This is a genomic window from Streptomyces sp. NPDC039424 (genome assembly GCF_055639495.1).
Window position 1 is genome coordinate 771,977 of the sequence record NZ_JBVKAI010000001.1, and the last position, 17,317, is coordinate 789,293.

The 17,317-nt window shown below is 72.3% G+C and carries 17 protein-coding genes; 6 read left to right on the forward strand and 11 right to left on the reverse strand.

The features are described from left to right. From ACZ7L0_RS03560 to ACZ7L0_RS03570, 3 genes are read right to left on the reverse strand one after another with little or no spacing between them, the layout of a single operon-like run. Nucleotides 1-669 carry an ABC transporter permease gene (locus ACZ7L0_RS03560; protein WP_471240722.1) on the reverse strand — a complete coding sequence of 223 codons (669 nt, stop codon included), beginning with the start codon at nt 667-669 and terminating at the stop codon, nt 1-3. Further along, on the reverse strand, nt 666-1,385 hold the full coding sequence (locus tag ACZ7L0_RS03565) for an ABC transporter permease (RefSeq protein ID WP_471240723.1): 720 nt from the start codon (nt 1,383-1,385) through the stop codon (nt 666-668). Before ACZ7L0_RS03565 ends, ACZ7L0_RS03560 begins: the two co-directional genes overlap by 4 nt. Then, nucleotides 1,382-2,521, reverse strand: coding sequence for an ABC transporter ATP-binding protein (locus tag ACZ7L0_RS03570; protein ID WP_471240724.1), 1,140 nt, complete (start codon nt 2,519-2,521; stop codon nt 1,382-1,384). The genes ACZ7L0_RS03565 and ACZ7L0_RS03570 overlap by 4 nt, the downstream gene beginning before the upstream one ends. A gap of 231 nt (nt 2,522-2,752) precedes the next feature. Between ACZ7L0_RS03570 and ACZ7L0_RS03575 the strand changes: the two genes are divergently transcribed. Continuing rightward, a complete protein-coding gene (locus ACZ7L0_RS03575) occupies nt 2,753-4,810 on the forward strand; it encodes an ArnT family glycosyltransferase (protein WP_471240725.1) in 2,058 nt (685 codons plus the stop codon). 12 nt (nt 4,811-4,822) lie between these two features. Here the strand turns inward: ACZ7L0_RS03575 and ACZ7L0_RS03580 are convergent, their stop codons facing one another. The 3 genes from ACZ7L0_RS03580 to ACZ7L0_RS03590 are packed head-to-tail and all read right to left on the reverse strand — an operon-like array spanning nt 4,823 to nt 7,315. Next, nucleotides 4,823-5,545, reverse strand: coding sequence for an FAD:protein FMN transferase (locus ACZ7L0_RS03580; RefSeq protein ID WP_471240726.1), 723 nt, complete (start codon nt 5,543-5,545; stop codon nt 4,823-4,825). Next, nucleotides 5,546-5,956: an FMN-binding protein gene (locus ACZ7L0_RS03585; protein WP_471240727.1), complete on the reverse strand. Its 411-nt coding sequence runs from the start codon at nt 5,954-5,956 to the stop codon at nt 5,546-5,548. Nucleotides 5,957-5,977: 21 nt separating this feature from the next. Further along, entirely contained in the window at nt 5,978-7,315 is a 1,338-nt protein-coding gene (locus ACZ7L0_RS03590; protein ID WP_471240728.1) for a ferredoxin reductase family protein, read from the reverse strand. A 90-nt stretch (nt 7,316-7,405) separates the two neighbouring features. Here ACZ7L0_RS03590 and ACZ7L0_RS03595 point away from each other — a divergent pair, with 90 nt between their 5' ends. Both ACZ7L0_RS03595 and ACZ7L0_RS03600 read left to right on the forward strand, forming a co-directional pair. Next, nucleotides 7,406-8,158 carry a response regulator transcription factor gene (locus ACZ7L0_RS03595; RefSeq protein WP_471240729.1) on the forward strand — a complete coding sequence of 251 codons (753 nt, stop codon included), beginning with the start codon at nt 7,406-7,408 and terminating at the stop codon, nt 8,156-8,158. Next, nucleotides 8,155-9,591, forward strand: coding sequence for a sensor histidine kinase (locus ACZ7L0_RS03600; protein ID WP_471240730.1), 1,437 nt, complete (start codon nt 8,155-8,157; stop codon nt 9,589-9,591). Before ACZ7L0_RS03595 ends, ACZ7L0_RS03600 begins: the two co-directional genes overlap by 4 nt. Before the next feature lie 21 nt (nt 9,592-9,612). Here ACZ7L0_RS03600 and ACZ7L0_RS03605 read toward each other — a convergent pair whose 3' ends face one another. The 5 genes from ACZ7L0_RS03605 to ACZ7L0_RS03625 form a co-directional block, all read right to left on the reverse strand. After that, entirely contained in the window at nt 9,613-10,053 is a 441-nt protein-coding gene (locus ACZ7L0_RS03605) for a DUF6210 family protein (RefSeq protein ID WP_471240731.1), read from the reverse strand. 13 nt (nt 10,054-10,066) lie between these two features. Continuing rightward, nucleotides 10,067-10,474: a peptide-methionine (R)-S-oxide reductase MsrB gene (gene msrB / locus ACZ7L0_RS03610; RefSeq protein WP_471240732.1), complete on the reverse strand. Its 408-nt coding sequence runs from the start codon at nt 10,472-10,474 to the stop codon at nt 10,067-10,069. Nucleotides 10,475-10,487: 13 nt separating this feature from the next. After that, nucleotides 10,488-11,876: a UDP-N-acetylmuramate--L-alanine ligase gene (murC, locus tag ACZ7L0_RS03615; protein ID WP_471240733.1), complete on the reverse strand. Its 1,389-nt coding sequence runs from the start codon at nt 11,874-11,876 to the stop codon at nt 10,488-10,490. A gap of 66 nt (nt 11,877-11,942) precedes the next feature. Further along, nucleotides 11,943-12,416: an indole-3-glycerol phosphate synthase gene (locus tag ACZ7L0_RS03620; RefSeq protein WP_471240734.1), complete on the reverse strand. Its 474-nt coding sequence runs from the start codon at nt 12,414-12,416 to the stop codon at nt 11,943-11,945. A 110-nt stretch (nt 12,417-12,526) separates the two neighbouring features. Then, nucleotides 12,527-13,351, reverse strand: a complete 825-nt coding sequence (locus ACZ7L0_RS03625; RefSeq protein WP_471240735.1) for a pyrimidine reductase family protein — start codon at nt 13,349-13,351, stop codon at nt 12,527-12,529. Nucleotides 13,352-13,387: 36 nt separating this feature from the next. On the opposite strand from ACZ7L0_RS03625, the gene zapE reads away from it, so the two are divergent. From zapE to ACZ7L0_RS03640, 3 genes are all read left to right on the forward strand, one after another. Continuing rightward, nucleotides 13,388-14,500 carry a cell division protein ZapE gene (gene zapE, locus ACZ7L0_RS03630; RefSeq protein ID WP_471240736.1) on the forward strand — a complete coding sequence of 371 codons (1,113 nt, stop codon included), beginning with the start codon at nt 13,388-13,390 and terminating at the stop codon, nt 14,498-14,500. Nucleotides 14,501-15,169: 669 nt separating this feature from the next. Then, the gene (locus tag ACZ7L0_RS03635) at nt 15,170-15,748 is read left to right on the forward strand and encodes a carbonic anhydrase (RefSeq protein WP_471240737.1); all 579 of its coding nucleotides are present in this window, start codon (nt 15,170-15,172) and stop codon (nt 15,746-15,748) included. Between the two features lie 17 nt (nt 15,749-15,765). Then, nucleotides 15,766-17,247: a SulP family inorganic anion transporter gene (locus tag ACZ7L0_RS03640; protein ID WP_471240738.1), complete on the forward strand. Its 1,482-nt coding sequence runs from the start codon at nt 15,766-15,768 to the stop codon at nt 17,245-17,247. Nucleotides 17,248-17,317: the final 70 nt, after the last annotated feature.

Here is a 17,317-nt window from a genome sequence, read left to right on the forward strand (position 1 = left end):
TCAGTCGGCGCGGCGCACCCCGGGCGACACCGCGATCCTGGTCACCGCCGAGAACACCGTGAGGGTGACCAGGGCGAGCACGGCCACCAGCGTGGCGCCGCCCACCACCTTCTCGTAGTCGTGCTGGTAGAGGCCGTCGATGACGTACCGGCCCAGCCCGCCGAGGCTGACGTACGCGGCGATGGTGGCCGTCGAGACGATCTGGATGGCCGCCGAGCGCAGGCCGCTGAGGATCAGCGGGAGCGCGACCGGCAGTTCGACCTGGAACAGGATCCGCGGCTCGGCCATGCCCATGCCCCGCGCGGCGTCGACCGGGGCCGGGTCGACGGAGCGCATCGCCTCGTAGGTGGTCACCAGGATAGGCGGGACGGCGAGGGCCACCAGCGGGATCATGACGGGGACCAGGCCGAAGCCGAGCAGGACGAACATCAGCACCAGCAGGCCGAAGCTGGGCAGCGCGCGGGCGGCGGTGGCGATGAGGGCGAGGACGTTGCCGCCGCGCCCGGTGTGCCCGGTGAGCAGGCCCACCGGCAGGCCGATGGCGGCGGCGATGGCGAGCGCCGTCAGCGAGTACTGGACGTGCTCGCGCAGCCGGGTGGGGATGCCGTCGTAGCCGTGCCAGTGGGCGCTGTCGCTGAAGAAGGCGTTGACGAAGTGGAGTACGTTCATCGGGCGGCGTCCTCCAGGACGGCCGTGGCCGGTTCGGGCCGGGCCTCGGCGTCGGCGGGGCGGGCCCTGCGGGTGCCGCGCGGCATCCAGGGCGTCAGGAGCAGGCGGACGAGGACCAGTACCGCGTCCACCAGAACGGCCAGGACGGCCGTGCCGATCACGGAGAGCCACACCAGACGCGGCTGGTGGTAGACCATGCCGTCGTGGAGCAGGTTGCCCAGCGCGCCCTGGTTGCCGATGAGCGCGCCGACGCTGGTGAGGGAGATGCTCGACACCGTCGCCACCCGCAGCCCGGCCATGATTGCGGGCACGGCGATCGGCAACTGCACCTGGACATAGCGGCGCACCGGCCCGAAGCCCATGGCGGTGGCGGCGGCGAGGGTCTCCTGCGGCACCGAGCGGACCGCGTCGACGATCGCCGGGATGAGGACGACCAGGCTGTAGAGGGCCAGCGGGATCATCACCGTGGTCTCGGTCTGGCCGGTGTAGTCGATGAGGACCACGAACAGGGCGAGCGACGGGATGGCGTACACCACGGTCGTCACCCACAGCACGGGCGCGTACAGCCAGCGCAGCCGCACGCACAGCTGGGCGACCGGCAGGGCGATCAGCAGACCGGCCAGGACCGGCAGCAGGGCCTCGCGCAGATGCAGGCCGACCAGGCCGGAGTAGCTGTTCTGGAGGTCGCTCGGGAGGTGGAAGAGGCCGCCGCTCATCCGGCCACCTTGGTGACGGTGGAACCGGTGGGCGCCGCCGCGTGGGCGTTGCGGATGGCCTCGCCGATGGTCTGCTGCGACACGACGCCGACGACCCGCCCGGTGCCGTCCACGGCGACCGCCCAGCCGGTCGGGGAGAGCACCGAGCCGTCGAGCGCGGCGCGCAGCGAGTCCGTGCCGGGCACGAAGGGCCGCCCGTACGGCAGCAGCCGCCCCGGCTCGATCTCGCCGGGGGTGAGGTCCCCGGGCGCGCTCCAGCCGAGCGGTCTGCCGTCGAGGTCGGTGACGAGGAGGTAGGGCACGTCGGCGGCGCCGCGCGCGGCGACCTTCTCGGCGCTCACGTCGACGGCGACGACGGGGGCGGTCTGCAACTCCAGCCCCGCGGAGGGGAAGAAGGACAGCCGGCGGATACCGCGGTCGGCGCCCAGGAAGTCCTCGACGAAGGCGTCGGCGGGGGCGGAGAGGAGTTCGGCGGGCGGGGCGAACTGGGCCAGCTTGCCGCCGGTGCGCAGCACGGCGACCATCGTGCCCAGCTTGATGGCCTCGTCGATGTCATGGGTGACGAAGACGATGGTCTTGCCCAACTCCGCCTGCAAGCGCAGCAGTTCGTCCTGAAGGCCCTTGCGCACCACCGGGTCGACGGCCGAGAACGGCTCGTCCATCAGCAGCACCGGCGGGTCCGCGGCGAGCGCCCGGGCCACACCGACGCGCTGCTGCTGCCCGCCGGACAGCTGGTAGGGGTAGCGCTTCGCGAGCGAGGAGTCCAGGCCCACCCGCTCCATCAGCTCCGCCGCCCGCTTCCGGGCCTTCTCCCGGCTCCAGCCCAGCAGCCGGGGCACGGTGGCGATGTTGTCGGCGATCGTGCGGTGCTGGAAGAGACCCGCGTTCTGGATGACGTAACCCATCGACCGGCGCAGCGTGTTGACCGGCTGCTTCTGGATGTCGACGCCGTCGATGAGGATGGTGCCCTCGCTCGGTTCGACCATCCGGTTGATCATGCGCAGGGTCGTCGTCTTGCCGCAGCCGGACGGTCCCACCAGGACGGTGATCGAGCGGTCCGGTATCTCCAACGACAGCCGGTCGACCGCCACCGTGCCGTCCGGGTACCGCTTGGTGACTGAATCTATCCGTATCAAAGCGCCGAATACCCTTCGGGTGTGGCAGATAGTGCCTGTTCTCGACCACGATCGTCCGTGCGCAGGCCGTTGCGGCAGAGTCTAGACCGCGAGTGTTTCAGTACTTTGGCGGACGGCCGCCTGGCAGCCGGTCGTCAGCGCACTGTGCGCAGGCTGTGAGTTCGCTGATTCTCATCCTTCGCTCAGTGAAGCCTCAGCGGCCCCCCAGACACGGCCCCGATGGTCACTGCCATGACGACTCTCGCCCCTTCGCCCGCGCCCACCGAGGAGGCCGGGCACCGCGCGGCCCGGCCCGAGGACCCGCGCTGGGCCCGCCCCGCCCTGTGGGCGATCCTGGTGCTGGCCACGGCGCTGTACGCCTGGAACCTGTCCTCCATCACCGGCAACACCTTCTACGACGCGGCCGTCTACAGCGGCACCAGGAGCTGGAAGGCGTTCTTCTTCGGCGCCCTGGACTCCGGCAGCTTCATCACCGTCGACAAGCCGCCGTTCGCCCTGTGGGTGATGGGCCTGTCGGCCCGGGTCCTCGGTTACGGCACCTGGCAGTTGACGCTGCCGATGGTCGCGGTGGGCACGGGCTCGGTGGCCCTGCTGCACCGCCTGGTCAAGCGGGACTTCGGCCCGGTGGCGGGCACGATCGCCGCGCTCGCGCTGGCCCTCACCCCCATCACCGTGGCCATCAACCGGGACACCAACCCGGATCCGGTCCTCGTCCTCCTCATGCTGCTGGGCGCCGCCGCCCTGCTGAAGGCGGTGCGCACCGGCCGGATGATGCCGCTGGTGTGGTCCGCGGTCGCGATCGGCTTCGCGTTCAACACGAAGATGATGCAGGCGTACGTCGTCCTGCCCGCGTTCTTCCTCGTCTACCTGTGGGCCGCGAACGTTTCCCTGGGCAGGCGGATCCGCAACCTGGCCGTCGGCACGGTGGCCCTGGTGGTGAGCAGCGCCTGGTGGATGGTGGTCGTCGACCTGATCCCGGCCTCGTCCCGCCCCTACATCGGCGGCTCGACCGACAACACGGTCTGGGACCTGGTCATCGGCTACAACGGCTTCGGCCGTATCTTCGGGGCCGGTTCGTCGGTCGGCTCGCAGGGCAACGGCGCGAGCTTCGGGGGCAGCGCGGGGCTGTACCGGATGTTCAACGACATCATGGGCGGCCAGATCTCCTGGCTGATCCCGTTCGCGGCGGTCGCGCTGGCCGGCGGTCTGGTGCTGCGCGGCCGGGCGCCGCGTACGGACGCCCAGCGGGCCGCGCTCATGCTGTGGGGCGGCTGGTTCGTCCTGCACTGTCTGACGTTCTCCCTCGCCGAGGGCACCTTCCACCCGTACTACGTCACCGCCATGGCGCCGGGCGTCGCGGCCCTGGCCGGTGCCGGCGGGGTGCTGCTGTACCGCGCGTTCCGCGAGGGTGCGGCGGCGACGTGGGGGTGGGTGCTGCCGGGCGCGGTCGCGGTGAGCGCGGTCTGGGCGGTCGTGCTGCTCCAGCGGGTATCCGGCTCCGGGACCCTGTACACCGTGGCCGAGGCCGTGGTCGGTGTCGCGGGCGCGGTGTCGGTGCTCGGTCTGCTCGCCGGACGGTTCACGCGGCGGCGGCGCCTGATGGGCTTCGCGGCGCTGGCGGCGGTCGTGGCACTGCTCGCCGGGCCCGCCGCGTACTCGGTCTCGGCGGCCACCTCCAGCACCAACGGCACCAACCCGACCGCCGGTCCGAGCACCGGGGGCACGGGCGGGGGCCCCGGCGGGGGCGGTCAGCGGCCGAGCGGGACCACGGGCGGCGGCGCTCCGCGGACCGGCGCCACCGGCCAGGCGCCGAGCGGTTCCGGTGCCGGCCCGGAGTCGGGGCAGGCCCCCTCGGGCACGAACTCCGCTGCCGGCGGCCGGACCCAGGGCGGCCGGACGGGCGGCGGCACCCAGGTCGGCTCCGGGATGATCTCGTACCTGAAGAAGCACCAGGACGGCGCCACCTGGCTGGTGGCGGTGGCCACCGACCAGACCGCCTCCTCGATCATCCTGGAGTCCGGCGAGCCGGTGATCTCCATGGGCGGCTGGTCCGGCACCGACAATGCCATGACCCTCGCCAAGCTCAAGAGCCTGGTGAAGTCGGGCAAGCTGCACTACGTCATCGTCAGCAGCGACGGCGGCCAGGGCACCGACTCCGCCATCGCCACCTGGGTCGAGAAGCACGGCACGGCGGTCAAGTCCTCGGCGTACGCCTCGGGTTCGGCCACCTCGACAACCTCGACCACCAGCGGCGGCCTCTACCGCCTGGACGCCTCCGACGTCGGCTGACGCGGGGCCGCTCTAGGCGGCCACCGGCACTCCCGCCGTCCGTACCACCCGCCGCCCGGCGTCGACCGCGAACACCTCGCAGCCGGCCCGGGCGGCGGCCCAGGCCACGCCCTCCTCGCCCAGCGCGAAGGCCGCCGTCGCGGTGGCGTCCGCCTCGGTCAGGGTCGGCGCGACAACGGTCAGGCTGAGCAGGCCGGTCGCCGGACGCCCGGTGCGCCCGTCGATGATGTGGTCGCCGCGCTCGTAGCGCCCGGAGGTCGCCACCGCCCCGTCGGTGACCTCGAGGACCGTGCACAGCCGGTCGGCGTGTTCGGGGTGCCGGATCCCCACCCGCCAGGGGCCTGCGGCGGCCACCACATCGCCCCCGGCGTTCAGGCAGAACCGACGTACCCCGGCCGCGGTGAGCAGGTCCGCCGCCCGCTGCACCGACCAGCCCTTCACCACCGCGCAGGGGTCCAGGCCGCGGCCGGGCAGGCGGGCGTCGAAGGCGCCGCCGGTGGCGGACCGGTACTCCTCGCACAGGCCGAGGACCTCGGCCAGGTCCGCGCTCACCGCACCGGGCTCCAGCTCACCCCGGTCCAGCCGGGACACCTCGCTGTCCGGCTTGAAGGGGCTGAACCGGGCGTCGGCCTCGCGCAGCCAGGCGAACACGGCGTCCGCCGTCTCCTCGCCGACGCCCTCGTCGTCGATCCGCAGCGACACCGGGAACCCCATGACGTGCTCGACGCGGCGCATCTACGCGGCCGCCTCGTCGAGGGCGGCCTGCAGCGACTTCTTGTAGCCCTCGCTGGTGATGGTGGCGCCGGACACGGTGTCGACGTCGGCGCTCTGGGCGTCGAGGGTCTCGCTGATCAGCTTGGGTACGGCGCCCTGGGTCTGCGGGCTGTTCGGCTGCTTGAGCATCCGGACGGAGCTGATCCTGTCCCCGGCGAAGGTCACCTCCACCTGCACGTCACCCTTCTCGGTGGTGACGGTGGGTCCGGCGACGACCTGTGCCGAGGAGCCGGAGGAGCCGGTGGAGGACGCCGTGGGCGCCGGTGCGGCGGCCTCGGTGGGCGACGACGCGGTGTCGTGCGACGGCTCGTAGCGCCACAGCGGGACGAGACCGGCGATGGTCAGGGCCAGGACGGGCAGTGCTCGTTTCACGGTGTTCCTCTCAGCTCCCGCTCATCCGGCCAGGCTGAAGCGCTCGAAGTGGATCTGGTGCTTGGGCACGCCCATGTCGGCAAGGCTGCGCAGCACCGCGGCCGTCATCCCGGGCGGCCCGCACACGAAGATGTCGCGCTCGCCGACGTCGGGCACCAGCCGGGCCAGTTCCCGGGGTGCCAGCAGGTCCGGCACGGCCGGCCCGGTGATCAGGTGCAGCTCGGCGCCCTTGGCGGCGGCCAGTTCGGACAACTCGGCGTAGAGGACCGCGTCCCGGTCGGTGGCCACCCGGTAGAGCAGGACCACATGCCCGTCCAGGTCCTCCAGCAGGGCGCGGATCGGGGTGATGCCCACGCCCCCGGCGACGAGCAGGGTGTCGGGGCGGGTGCGGTGCAGGGCGGTGAAGGCGCCGTAGGGGCCCTCGGCGAAGACGCGGGTGCCCGGCTTGAGGTGGCGCAGGGCGGCGCTTCCGTCGCCGGCCGTCTTCACGGTGAGCCGCAGACCGCGGCCGTCGGGGGCGGCCGACAGCGAGAACGGGTTGGCCTGCCACCAGCGGTCCCTGGTCAGGAACCGCCACAGGAAGAACTGTCCGGCCACGGCGGGCAGCTTGTCGAGGTCGCGGCCGGTGACGTACACCGACACCACGTCGTCGGACTCGGGCACGACGGCCGACACCCGCAGCCGGTGGCGCAGGTTCCGCCACAGCGGCAGCACCAGGCGTCCGGCGAGGACCGCCCCGAGGGCCGCGCCCCACACCACGTACCAGTACGTCTTCGCGACCGAGGACGCGGTGAAGGTCGTACCGACCGCGACCTGGTGGGTGAAGGCCAAGGCGACGGCCACGTAGGTGTACAGGTGGATGAAGTGCCAGGTCTCGTAGGCCAGGCGGCGCCGGGCCCAGCGGGCGGAGACCGCGCCGACCACCATGATCAGGACCAGGGCGACGATCGCGCGCAGTACGCCTTCGGTGGTCTCGGCGAGGTCGACCAGCTGGTCCACCGGATCCATGGAGGACAGCCGGGCGTAGCCGAAGGTGATGAAGACCAGGTGGCCGACCAGGGTCCACAGCAGGCCGAAGCCGGTCCAGCGGTGCCAGGAGGTGAGCCGGTCCATGCCGATCCGGCGGTCCAGCCAGGGCAGCCGGGCGACCAGCAGCAGCTGGAAGGCCATGAGGAGCGCCCCGTACAGGCCCGCCAGGCGCCCGAGCACGATCAGGGCGTTGGAGCCGAAGCCGGCCTGGACGAAGAGGACGGCCACCGCGAGCGCGTTCGCCGCCAGCAGGGCGTAGAGGCCGGCGCGGGCTACCACCCGGGGGCGTATCGCCGTGGCGGGCACGGGGGGCGAGTGGAGGGTCGTCACGGACGGGAGCTCCTTGATCGGTTCCTGGGAGACGAGCTTCGCCCGCGACTGCTGTCGTTTTCCTGTCGGACGACTTTCAACTGGATATCGATGTGCCCGGTGGTGAGGGACGGGTCTGGCGCCGTACGGCGGGTGAAGCAGTATGAGCGGGTGGAAAAAGTACGACTCCTCGTCGTGGACGACGACCCGCCCATCGCCGACCTGGTCGCGACGGTGGCCCGGTACGAGGGCTGGGAGGCGGCCACCGCGTACTCGGGTGAGGCGGCGCTGGCCCGGGCGGCCGAGTTCCGCCCGGACATCGTCGTCCTCGACCTGATGCTGCCGGACGTCGACGGCTTCGGCGTGCTCGACCGGCTGCGCCGCTCGGGGACGATGGTGCCGGTGGTGTTCCTCACCGCGCGCGACGGCGTCGCCGACCGGGTCGCGGGGCTGACCCGGGGCGGGGACGACTACCTGGTCAAGCCGTTCGCGGTGGAGGAGCTGATGGCCCGGCTGCGCACGGTGCTGCGGCGCAGCGCCGGGCCCGGTTTCCAGCGGTCGGTCCTGCGGGTGGCGGACCTGACGATGGACGAGGACACCCGGGAGGTGCGGCGCGGCGGGCGGCGGCTGTCGCTGACCCCGACCGAGTTCGAGGTGCTGCGCTATCTGATGCGCAAGTCCCCGGCCGTGCTCACCAAGGCGCAGATCCTCGACCATGTCTGGGAGTACGGCTTCGGGGGCCGCTCGAACGTCGTCGAGCTGGTCGTCAGCCGGCTGCGCCGCAAGCTCGACGAGACCGGCGGGGAGCCGCTGATCCACACCGTGCGGGGCTTCGGGTACGTGGTCCGGCGGGCGGCCGAGTGATCCGCCGGCTGCTGCGGTCGTACCGCAGACTGCGCCTGGGCACCCGGCTGGCGCTGGGCCTGGGCGCGCTGTCGCTGGTGGTGTTCGCGGTGGTCGGCACGGCCCTGACGACGTATATGCGCGACTACCTCCAGCAGCAGCTGACCCAGCAGCTCAAGCTCGTGCAGACGGTGCAGTCCAAGGACGCCTTCACCCATGGCACGGTCCGGCGCAAGCCGTACTACGGCTGGTACACGGCGGTGTACGACGTCTCGGGCGGCTCGGCGGTGCTGCGCAGGCCGGCCGACGTGCCGGACGACACCCGCGCCCTCACCGCGCTGGCCGAGACGCGGGCCCGGATGACCACGGAGGTCTTCCGTACCGCGCGCATCGCGGGCGAGGGCACCTACCGGCTGCGGGCGTGCGAGGTGGAGCCGGGGGTGGTGCTGGTCAGCGCGGCTCCCCTGGCCGATGTCGAGAAGACGGTACGGCAGTTGGTCGTGGTGCAGGTGGTGGCGTTCGCCCTCGCCCTGCTGGCCCTCGTCGTCTTCGGGCGCAAGATGCTGCGGCGCGGTCTGCAACCCCTGAGCGACATGGCGACCACCGCCCACGGCATCGCCTCGCACGACCTGACGGAGTCGGCGGCCCGGCTGCCGCTGCGCGCGGACGGACCGGGCGGCGGCCCGGAGGTGGAGGAGCTGCGCACCGCCTTCAACACCATGCTGGAGCACATCGACGCCTCCCTCGCCGTGCGCGCGGAGGCCGAGCAGCGGCTGCGCCGCTTCGTCGCGGACGCCTCGCACGAGCTGCGCACCCCGTTGATGTCGGTACGGGGCTACGCGGACCTCTTCCAGTACGCGGCCGCCAACGAGCCCGCCGAACGCGACCGCCACCTGGCCCGGCTGCGCGCCGAGGCCGCCCGGATGGGCGTGCTCCTGGACGATCTGCTCCTGCTCGCCCGGCTGGACGCGGCGGAGGTGGAGACGCCCCTGCGCCCGGAGGACACCGACCTGACCGCACTCGTGCGTGAGGCGGCGGACGCGTTCCGGGCGGGCCACCCCGGACACCCGCTGACCGTGACCACCGGCCCTGCCCCGGTGCGCCTGCGCCTGGATCCGGTACGCATCCGCCAGGTCCTGGACAACCTCCTCACCAACGCGGCCGTGCACACGCCCACCGGCACGGCGGTCTCCGTGGCGGTCCTGACCGGCGACGCCACGGCGTCCATCCGCGTCACCGACACGGGCCCCGGCATCCCGGCGGCCGACCGGCACCGCGTCTTCGACCGCTTCTACCGCGTCGACAAGGCACGCAGCCGGGACCGCGGCGGAAGCGGACTCGGCCTCTCCGTGGCCCGGGCACTGGTGCGGGCACACGGCGGGACGATCACCCTGAACGGTACCGACGGCACAACGGCGTTCACGGTCACACTCCCCCGGGCCGCCCCGGCCTGACCGCAGGCGCGCGAACGCGTTCTAGTCCGAGTTCTCCCACACCAGCACCCCGGGCCCGTCGGGTGTCAGGACCGGCACCCAGGCCTCGTCGGCCTCGGTCAGCCGGGACTCGTCGAGGACGAGGGGGGCGGGGAAGAGGTCGTCGCGGTTGGCCGAGCCGTACACGTGGAAGGCCACCGCGCTGCGCAGCCGCCCGAGCAGTTCCTCCGGCCAGTCCAGGCCCCGCGCGCCCTGCCCCTGCAGTTCGCCGACGAAGATCTGCTTCAGGTCCTCGTCCAGGCCCCGGCCGAGGACGGGGATCAGATAGCCCTCCTGCGCGTACCGCGCGCAGCTCAGCCCGCCGCCCTGCACCTGGTAGACCACGCCGCTGGGTGCCGCCACGATGACGAACACCCAGCCCTGGCCGGAGCCCGTACCGTCCGGGTCCAGGAAGATGTACCGCTTGTCCCCGGGTCCGTCCACGCGGGCCCCCGGTTCAGCCCTCGTCCGCGGCCAGCCGCAGGGAGATGCTGTTGATGCAGTAGCGCTGGTCCGTCGGGGTCGGGTAGCCCTCGCCCTCGAAGACGTGTCCGAGGTGGGAGCCGCAGCGGGCGCAGCGGACCTCGGTGCGGAGCATGCCGTGGGAGCGGTCCTCGATGAGCTCGACGGCGTCGGTGTCCTTCGGGTCGTAGAAGGACGGCCAGCCGCAGTGGGACTCGAACTTGGTGTCGGAGGTGAACAGTTCGGCACCGCAGGCGCGACAGGAGTACACGCCCTTGGTCTTGGTGTCGGTGTACTCGCCGGTGAAGGCGGGCTCCGTGGCGGCCTGCCGCAGGACCGCGTACTCGGCCGGGTTCAGCTCCGCGCGCCACTGCTCGTCCGGCTTCTCGACGTCGTACGACATGAGCCTCAGCCCCTCACTTCGACAGCTGGTCCAGGATCCGCGGGCCGAGGTCGGTGACGTCGCCCGCGCCCATGGTGAGAACGAGATCACCGGCCTTCGCCATTCCCGCGATCACCGCCGGGGCCTCCGTCTTGTCGTGGACCGCCGTCACGTCCGCGCCGGCGGCCCGCGCCGCCTCGATGATCAGCTCGCTGGTGACGCCGGGGATCGGGTCCTCACGGGCCGGGTAGATGTCGAGGACGACCGAGGCGTCGGCGAGGGCCAGGGAATCGCCCATCTCCTTGCCCAGTTCCTGGGTGCGGGAGAACAGGTGCGGCTGGAAGAGGACCAGGATCCGGGCGTCACCCGCCGCCGAGCGCATCGCCTCCAGGTCGGCGGTCATCTCCGTGGGGTGGTGGGCGTAGGAGTCGATCACCTGGACGCCGGCCGCCTCGCCCTTGAGCTGCAGGCGCCGCTTGACGCCGGTGTACGCGGCCAGGGCGGGGGCCAGTTCGGCGGCCGGGACGCCCAGCGCCGCGCCCGCCGCGAGCGCGGCCACCGCGTTGAGCGCGTAGTGGCGGCCGGGGACGGAGACCGTGAAGGTGAGCTCCTCCCCCGCCAGGACGGCGGTGACCTCGCTCTTCAGGCCCTGCGGGACGATCGACAGGACCCGTACGTCGGCGTCCGCCGCCTCTCCGTACGTCACGGTCCGCACCGATCCGGCCAGGCGCCGGGTCAGCTCCCGGGCGCCCTCGTGGTCGGCGGAGATCACCAGCGTGCCGCCGGGCACGATCCGGCCCGCGAAGGTCTCGAAGGACTCGTAGATCTCGTCCATCGAGGCGTAGTTGGCGTGGTGGTCGAGCTCCACGTTGAGGACGATCGCGACCTCGGGCGCGTACTTGTGGAAACTGCGGTCCGATTCGTCCGCCTCGGCGACGAAGATGTCCCCCTCGCCGTGCAGCGCGTTGGAGCCGGGCGCGTCCAGGTCGCCGCCGATGGCGTACGACGGGCGCAGGCCCAGCTCGGTCAGCGACACCGCCAGCATCGACGTCGTGGTCGTCTTGCCGTGGGTGCCCGCGACCGCGATCGGGCGCAGGCCGTCCATCAGCGCGGCGAGGGCGTCGGAGCGGTGCACCACCGGGATGCCCAGCTCGGCGGCGCGGGCCAGCTCGGGGTTGTCCTGCCGGATCGCCGACGACACGACCACACAGCTGGCGTCGTCGGCGAGGTGCCCGGCCGCGTGCCCGATGTGCACGCTCACGCCCAGCGCCCGCAGCGCCTCGGCCGTCGCCGACTCCTTCGCGTCGCTGCCCGCCACCGCGGCCCCGCGCTGCGCGAGGATCTTCGCGATACCCGACATCCCGGCGCCGCCGATGCCGATGAAGTGCGGTCGGTCCATGGCGGGGGGAAGGCCGGGTGCCATGTGCGTGTCTCCCAAGATCCGGTACTACGGTGAGCGCCCCCACCCTATAGCGGGGGCACCCCGGCACTACGCCTTGCTGTGCGAGAAGAGCTTCAGCACCGGCACCCCCACCTTGTGCCGGGCCCGCGAGGCCCAGTCGCGGTGGAAGAACTCCTCCACGTAGTGGGGATCGGTCAGCACGATCACCTCGTCCGCGTTCACCTCGTCGACGAGGGTCTTCAGGGCGTCCAGCGGGTGGTCCTCGATGAGGCGACCCTCCGCCTCGCCGCCGGCCACCCGCAGGGCGGTGAGGGACACCTCCAGCGCCCGCTCGGCGGGCGCCTTCGCGGCCTCGCCCTCCGGTGTCCGCCCCTCGCGGGCGGCGTCGTCGAGCTCGCCGAGCGCGATGTCGTCGATGGCCCTGAGCAGGCGGTCCGCCTGGTCGCCGCGCGGCTGGAGCAGCACGTGGAAGAAGACCGGCTCGTCCCCGTGCAAGGTGGTGACGAACTCCACGTCGGCGGACGTCAGGGCCTTCTCGATCATCAATACGCTTGTGAACACCAGCGCCCCTTCTCCTTCGACTCCTTCGAGCACCCGCGGGCCTCTTCTCTCCCGGGGCCGCACCCGGCCCCGCTGAGACCGTCTGCCCCGCAATCGCACGGGTACTGCCGTCAGGACCGACGGTAGCGACTGAACAGGAATCCGGCCTCTTCCAGCAGCGACACGAGCTCGAACCGCTTGGGTACGGCGACCGACGGGCCGCCCGCGATGCGCTGCGCGTCCCCGGCCGTGAGCATCGGCGAGACGGTCAGGCAGAGCTCGTCGAGCACCCCCGCGGCGACCAGCTGGCCGAGCAGCCGGGGGCCGCCCTCGGTGAGCAGCCGGGTGTGGCCGAGGCCGGCGAGGGCCTGTACGGCGCGGGCCGGGTCCACGCCGACGCCGTCGCCCGCGATCACCACCCGGGCGCCCGCCTTCTCGGCGGTGGCGACCCGGTCGGGGGCCGCCGCGGCGCCGGTCAGGAGGAGGGTGGGCACCAGGGGCGAGGTGAACAGGGGAAGGGAGAAGTCGAGCTCCAGACCGGCGGTGACGACCGCGATCGCCGGGGCCGGGCCCTGCCCCGCCGCGGCCCGCAGCCCCGCGAACTCCGCGCGCTCCCGGGCCGGGCGGTACCCCTCCTGACGTACCGTCTGCGCGCCCACGACGACCACGTCCGCCAGCGCCCGCAGCGTGCCGAAGATCCGCATGTCGGCCGCGCTGGAGATGGGGTTCGAGCGGCCCTCGTGCTGGGCCGCGCCGTCGAGCGTGGACACCATGTTGGCCCGCAGCCAGGGCACCCGGCCGCCGGTCGACGCGGGCTCGGGGTACGCGTAGGCGGCGGCGAGCTCGGCGAGGCTCCACTCGCGGTCGGCGCGATCCCCCTCCGCGAAATCTCCCTCAGGACCCCCGTCGAAGGTCTGGTCTGCTGTTTCGTCGGTCACAGGGAACAGGCGTCGCATCCGTGCAGTGTGGCACGCGGCTTAGCATGGGGAACCGTGTCGTCCTCTCCCGCCGCCTCCGGGCTCAGCCACCTGACCGACGCGGCCCCGCTGTCGCTGTGCACCCGCGAGCCGCATGTCCCCGCGGACCGGCTGGTCGCCGAGATGGTGCCGCCGCCGCGCTTCGACTCGGTGCGCTTCGCCACGTACATCCCGGACCCGAACCAGCCGAGCCAGACCGAGGCCGTGCGGGTGCTCGAGGGCTTCGCGGCCGGGATCGGCGGCGCGAGCGCCGGCAACGCCGGCAAGCGGGGTCTGTTCGGCTTCGGCAAGGCACGGGCGAAGGCCGCCAAGGCCTCGGCCGGCCCGCGCGGCGTCTACCTGGACGGCGGGTACGGCGTCGGCAAGACCCACCTCCTCGCCTCCCTCTGGCACGCCACCCCGGCGGAGCCCTCCCGCAAGGCGTTCGGCACGTTCGTGGAGCTGACCAACCTGGTCGGAGCGCTCGGCTTCCAGAAGACGGTGCAGACGCTGTCCGGGCACAGCCTGCTGTGCATCGACGAGTTCGAGCTCGACGACCCGGGTGACACCGTGCTGGTGTCCACCCTGCTCGGCAAGCTGGTGGACGCGGGCGTCGCGCTCGCCGCCACCTCCAACACCCTGCCCGGCAAGCTCGGCGAGGGCCGGTTCGCGGCGGCCGACTTCCTGCGCGAGATCCAGGGCCTGTCCGCCCACTTCCGCGCCCTGCGCATCGACGGCGAGGACTACCGCCACCGCGGTCTGCCCGAGGCGCCGGCGCCGTTCTCCGACGAGCAGGTGACCCGGGCCGCGCACGCCGCCGAAGGCGCCTCGCTCGACGACTTCCCGCACCTGCTCGACCACCTCGCCAAGGTGCACCCGAGCCGGTACGGCGCGCTGACCGACGGCCTGAAGGCCGTGTGCCTCACCGGTGTCCGCCCGGTGCCCGACCAGTCGACGGCCCTGCGGCTCGTCGTCCTCGCGGACCGGCTCTACGACCGCGAGGTACCGGTGCTGGCCTCGGGGCTGCCGTTCGACCAGCTGTTCAGCGAGGAGATGCTGAACGGCGGGTACCGCAAGAAGTACTTCCGCGCGATATCCCGGCTCACCGCACTCGCCCGGGACGCCAAGGGCCTCGTACCGGACGCCTAAGCGCGCGGCCATTACCTTAGGCGGACGCGCCGGTCAAGGGCCGGTTCACGCCATACAACCAGCACTTTTCACGCTCTCTTCTGCGCGAAACACTGAGTTAACCCTGCAAACAACTTTGCAGGGTTAACGTGTTTCTTGACCATCCATTGACCAACCCTTGGCATGGACCAAACGCGCGAAAAAAGGGGAGGGGGGCTCATGTTCCGAGGTGCGACGGCCCGAAACATGATCGCCCTCCTCGCCGCCGTCCTGCTCGCGGCGCAGTTCTTCGCACCCAGCGGAACCTTCGCATCCGCGCACACTTTCCGTCAGACCGAGGCCAAGGCTCAGCCCGGAATCAAGTGCTCCTCGAAGCCGGTGGGCGACGGTTCCCATACGTTCCGCGATCTCAGCTCGACCGGGGACCCAGCCGGGCCCCCGCACACCCGCGACCGCCACCGCACCGCCGCCTTCGGGTGGGCACACGAACGCCCGCCGGCCACCCGGGTCCCGGCGGCCGCGCACCCGGCGGACGCACCCCACGTCGCACACCACCGCACAGCAAGATCCGCGAGAGCCCTCTCGCCGGCCGCACTCCAGGTCTTCCGCTGCTGAGAGCGGGCGCCGGTCCCCCCACATCCGTCGTCCAAGCCCGACGCGCCACCGCGGCGCGCCAGGAGGAGTCCACACATGCAGCCCCTCATCGACAACGCCCGTACGTTCGGACAGCGCCCTGAGGAGTTCGCCAAACTCGCCGAAGGCCAGTCCCCGCAGGTGCTGTTCATCACCTGCTCCGATTCCCGGGTCGTCCCGGCCCTGATCACGGGCGCCCGCCCCGGCGAGCTCTTCGAGCTGCGCACCGCGGGCAACATCGTCCCGCCGTACGCCTCCGAGCACCCCACCAGCGAGGCGGCCACCATCGAGTACGCGATCGAAGTGCTCGGCGTCCAGGACGTGGTCGTCTGCGGCCACTCCCACTGCGGTGCCGTCGGCGCGCTGGTGCGCGGCGACGACCTCGACGCGGTACCCGCCGTGCGCGACTGGCTGTCGCACGCCACTCCCCGCCCCAAGGGGGCCGTGGAGGACCCGGCGGTCGCCGAGGGCGTACAGAGCCACATCCTGACCCAGCTGCTGCGGCTGCGCTCGTACCCGTGCGTCGCCGAGAAGCTGGCGCAGGGCCGACTCGCCCTGCACGCCTGGTACTACGAGGTGCACACCGGCGCCGTACGGACGCACCGCCCGCAGACCGACACCTTCGAGTCCCTGTGAGCGCGCCGATGACCAACGTGACCCCCATATCCCCGACGCCCCCGAAGTCCCGGTTCCCGTACCTCAAGCAGGACTTCGCCGCGTCCCTCGTCGTCTTCCTGGTCGCGCTCCCGCTGTGCGTGGGCGTGGCCGTCGCCTCCGGTGTCCCCGCGGAGCTGGGACTCGTCACCGGCATCGTGGGCGGCATCGTCACCGGGCTGATGCGCGGCAGCAGCCTGCAGGTGTCGGGGCCGGCCGCCGGGCTGACCGTGCTGGTCTTCGAGGCGGTGGAGGAGTTCGGGCTGCCCGTGCTCGGCGCCATCGTGCTCGCCACCGGCCTGCTCCAGGTCCTCATGGGCGCGCTGAAGCTGGGCCGCTACTTCCGGGCCATCTCCGTCTCGGTCGTCGAGGGCATGCTGGCCGGTATCGGCCTGGTGCTCATCGCCGGACAGCTCTACCCGGCGCTGGCCGCCAAGGCGCCCGACTCGGGCCTGGGCAAGATAGCCGGGCTGCCCGGGGCGTTCGCGGACGCCCTCGGCGACACCGCGGCGCTGGCCTCCTTCGCGCTCGGCGCCGGCACCATAGCCGTCCTGCTGCTGTGGAAGTACATGCCGGCGAAGGTGCGTACGGTGCCGGGTCCGCTCGCCGCGGTCGGCCTCGCCACGCTCGCCGCCGTGGTCCTCTCGCTGCCCGTGGCCACCGTCGAGGTGCAGGGGCTGCTCGACTCGATCCAGCCGCCGCCGCTGAGCTCCTTCGGTGAGCTGGCGGGCGCCGGGGTGATCGGCACCATCGTCGCGTTCACGCTGATCGCGTCCGCCGAGTCGCTGTTCAGCGCGGCGGCCGTGGACCGGCTGCACGACGGGCCGCGCACCCAGTACGACAAGGAGCTCATCGCCCAGGGTGCGGGCAACACGCTCTGCGGACTCCTCGGCGCGCTGCCGATGACCGCGGTGATCGTGCGCAGCGCGGCCAACGTGCAGGCGGGCGCGCGGACCAAGGCGTCGCGGGTGATGCACGGCGTCTGGCTGCTGCTGTTCGCGGCGCTGCTGCCGGACGTGCTCGGCTACATCCCGATCCCGGCCCTCGCCGGCATCCTGATCTACTCGGGCGCCAAGCTCGTCCCCGTCCGCGCGCTCGCCGCCCTGTGGCGCGAGCACCGCGGCGAGGCGGTGATCCTCACGGTCACGGCCGTGTCGATCGTCGCGGTCAGCATGTTCGAGGGCGTGCTCATCGGTCTCGCGCTGGCGATCGTGAAGACCGCCTGGGAGGCCTCGCACGTCAAGCTGGAGGTCGTCGACAAGGGCGCCGGTCCGGTCGAGGCGTACCTGTCGGGCAACGCGACCTTCCTGCGGCTGCCGAAGATCCTCGACAGCCTGGAGGCGCTGCCCCAGGACCGCCCCATCCAGCTGGACCTCTCCGGGCTCCACCATCTCGACCACGCCTGCCGCACCGCCCTGGAGAACTGGGCCGAACGCCACAGCGCGGCGGGCACGGAGCCGGTACGGCTGATGGCCGCCTAGCGGGACGGCGCCCGTCCGGTCCGGGTCCTCTGAACATGGCCTCGGACCGGACGCGGGCATATCGTTACAA

What these genes read in the sequence shown, in the direction of transcription:
- ACZ7L0_RS03580 (WP_471240726.1), bottom strand. Translation starts at nt 5,545, where the DNA reads ATGCGCCGCGTCGAGCACGTCATGGGGTTCCCGGTGTCGCTGCGGATC.
- ACZ7L0_RS03635 (WP_471240737.1), top strand. Translation starts at nt 15,170, where the DNA reads ATGCAGCCCCTCATCGACAACGCCCGTACGTTCGGACAGCGCCCTGAG.
- ACZ7L0_RS03595 (WP_471240729.1), top strand. Translation starts at nt 7,406, where the DNA reads ATGTGCCCGGTGGTGAGGGACGGGTCTGGCGCCGTACGGCGGGTGAAG.
- ACZ7L0_RS03560 (WP_471240722.1), bottom strand. Translation starts at nt 669, where the DNA reads ATGAACGTACTCCACTTCGTCAACGCCTTCTTCAGCGACAGCGCCCAC.
- ACZ7L0_RS03575 (WP_471240725.1), top strand. Translation starts at nt 2,753, where the DNA reads ATGACGACTCTCGCCCCTTCGCCCGCGCCCACCGAGGAGGCCGGGCAC.
- murC (WP_471240733.1), bottom strand. Translation starts at nt 11,876, where the DNA reads ATGGCACCCGGCCTTCCCCCCGCCATGGACCGACCGCACTTCATCGGC.
- msrB (WP_471240732.1), bottom strand. Translation starts at nt 10,474, where the DNA reads ATGTCGTACGACGTCGAGAAGCCGGACGAGCAGTGGCGCGCGGAGCTG.
- ACZ7L0_RS03625 (WP_471240735.1), bottom strand. Translation starts at nt 13,351, where the DNA reads ATGCGACGCCTGTTCCCTGTGACCGACGAAACAGCAGACCAGACCTTC.
- ACZ7L0_RS03565 (WP_471240723.1), bottom strand. Translation starts at nt 1,385, where the DNA reads ATGAGCGGCGGCCTCTTCCACCTCCCGAGCGACCTCCAGAACAGCTAC.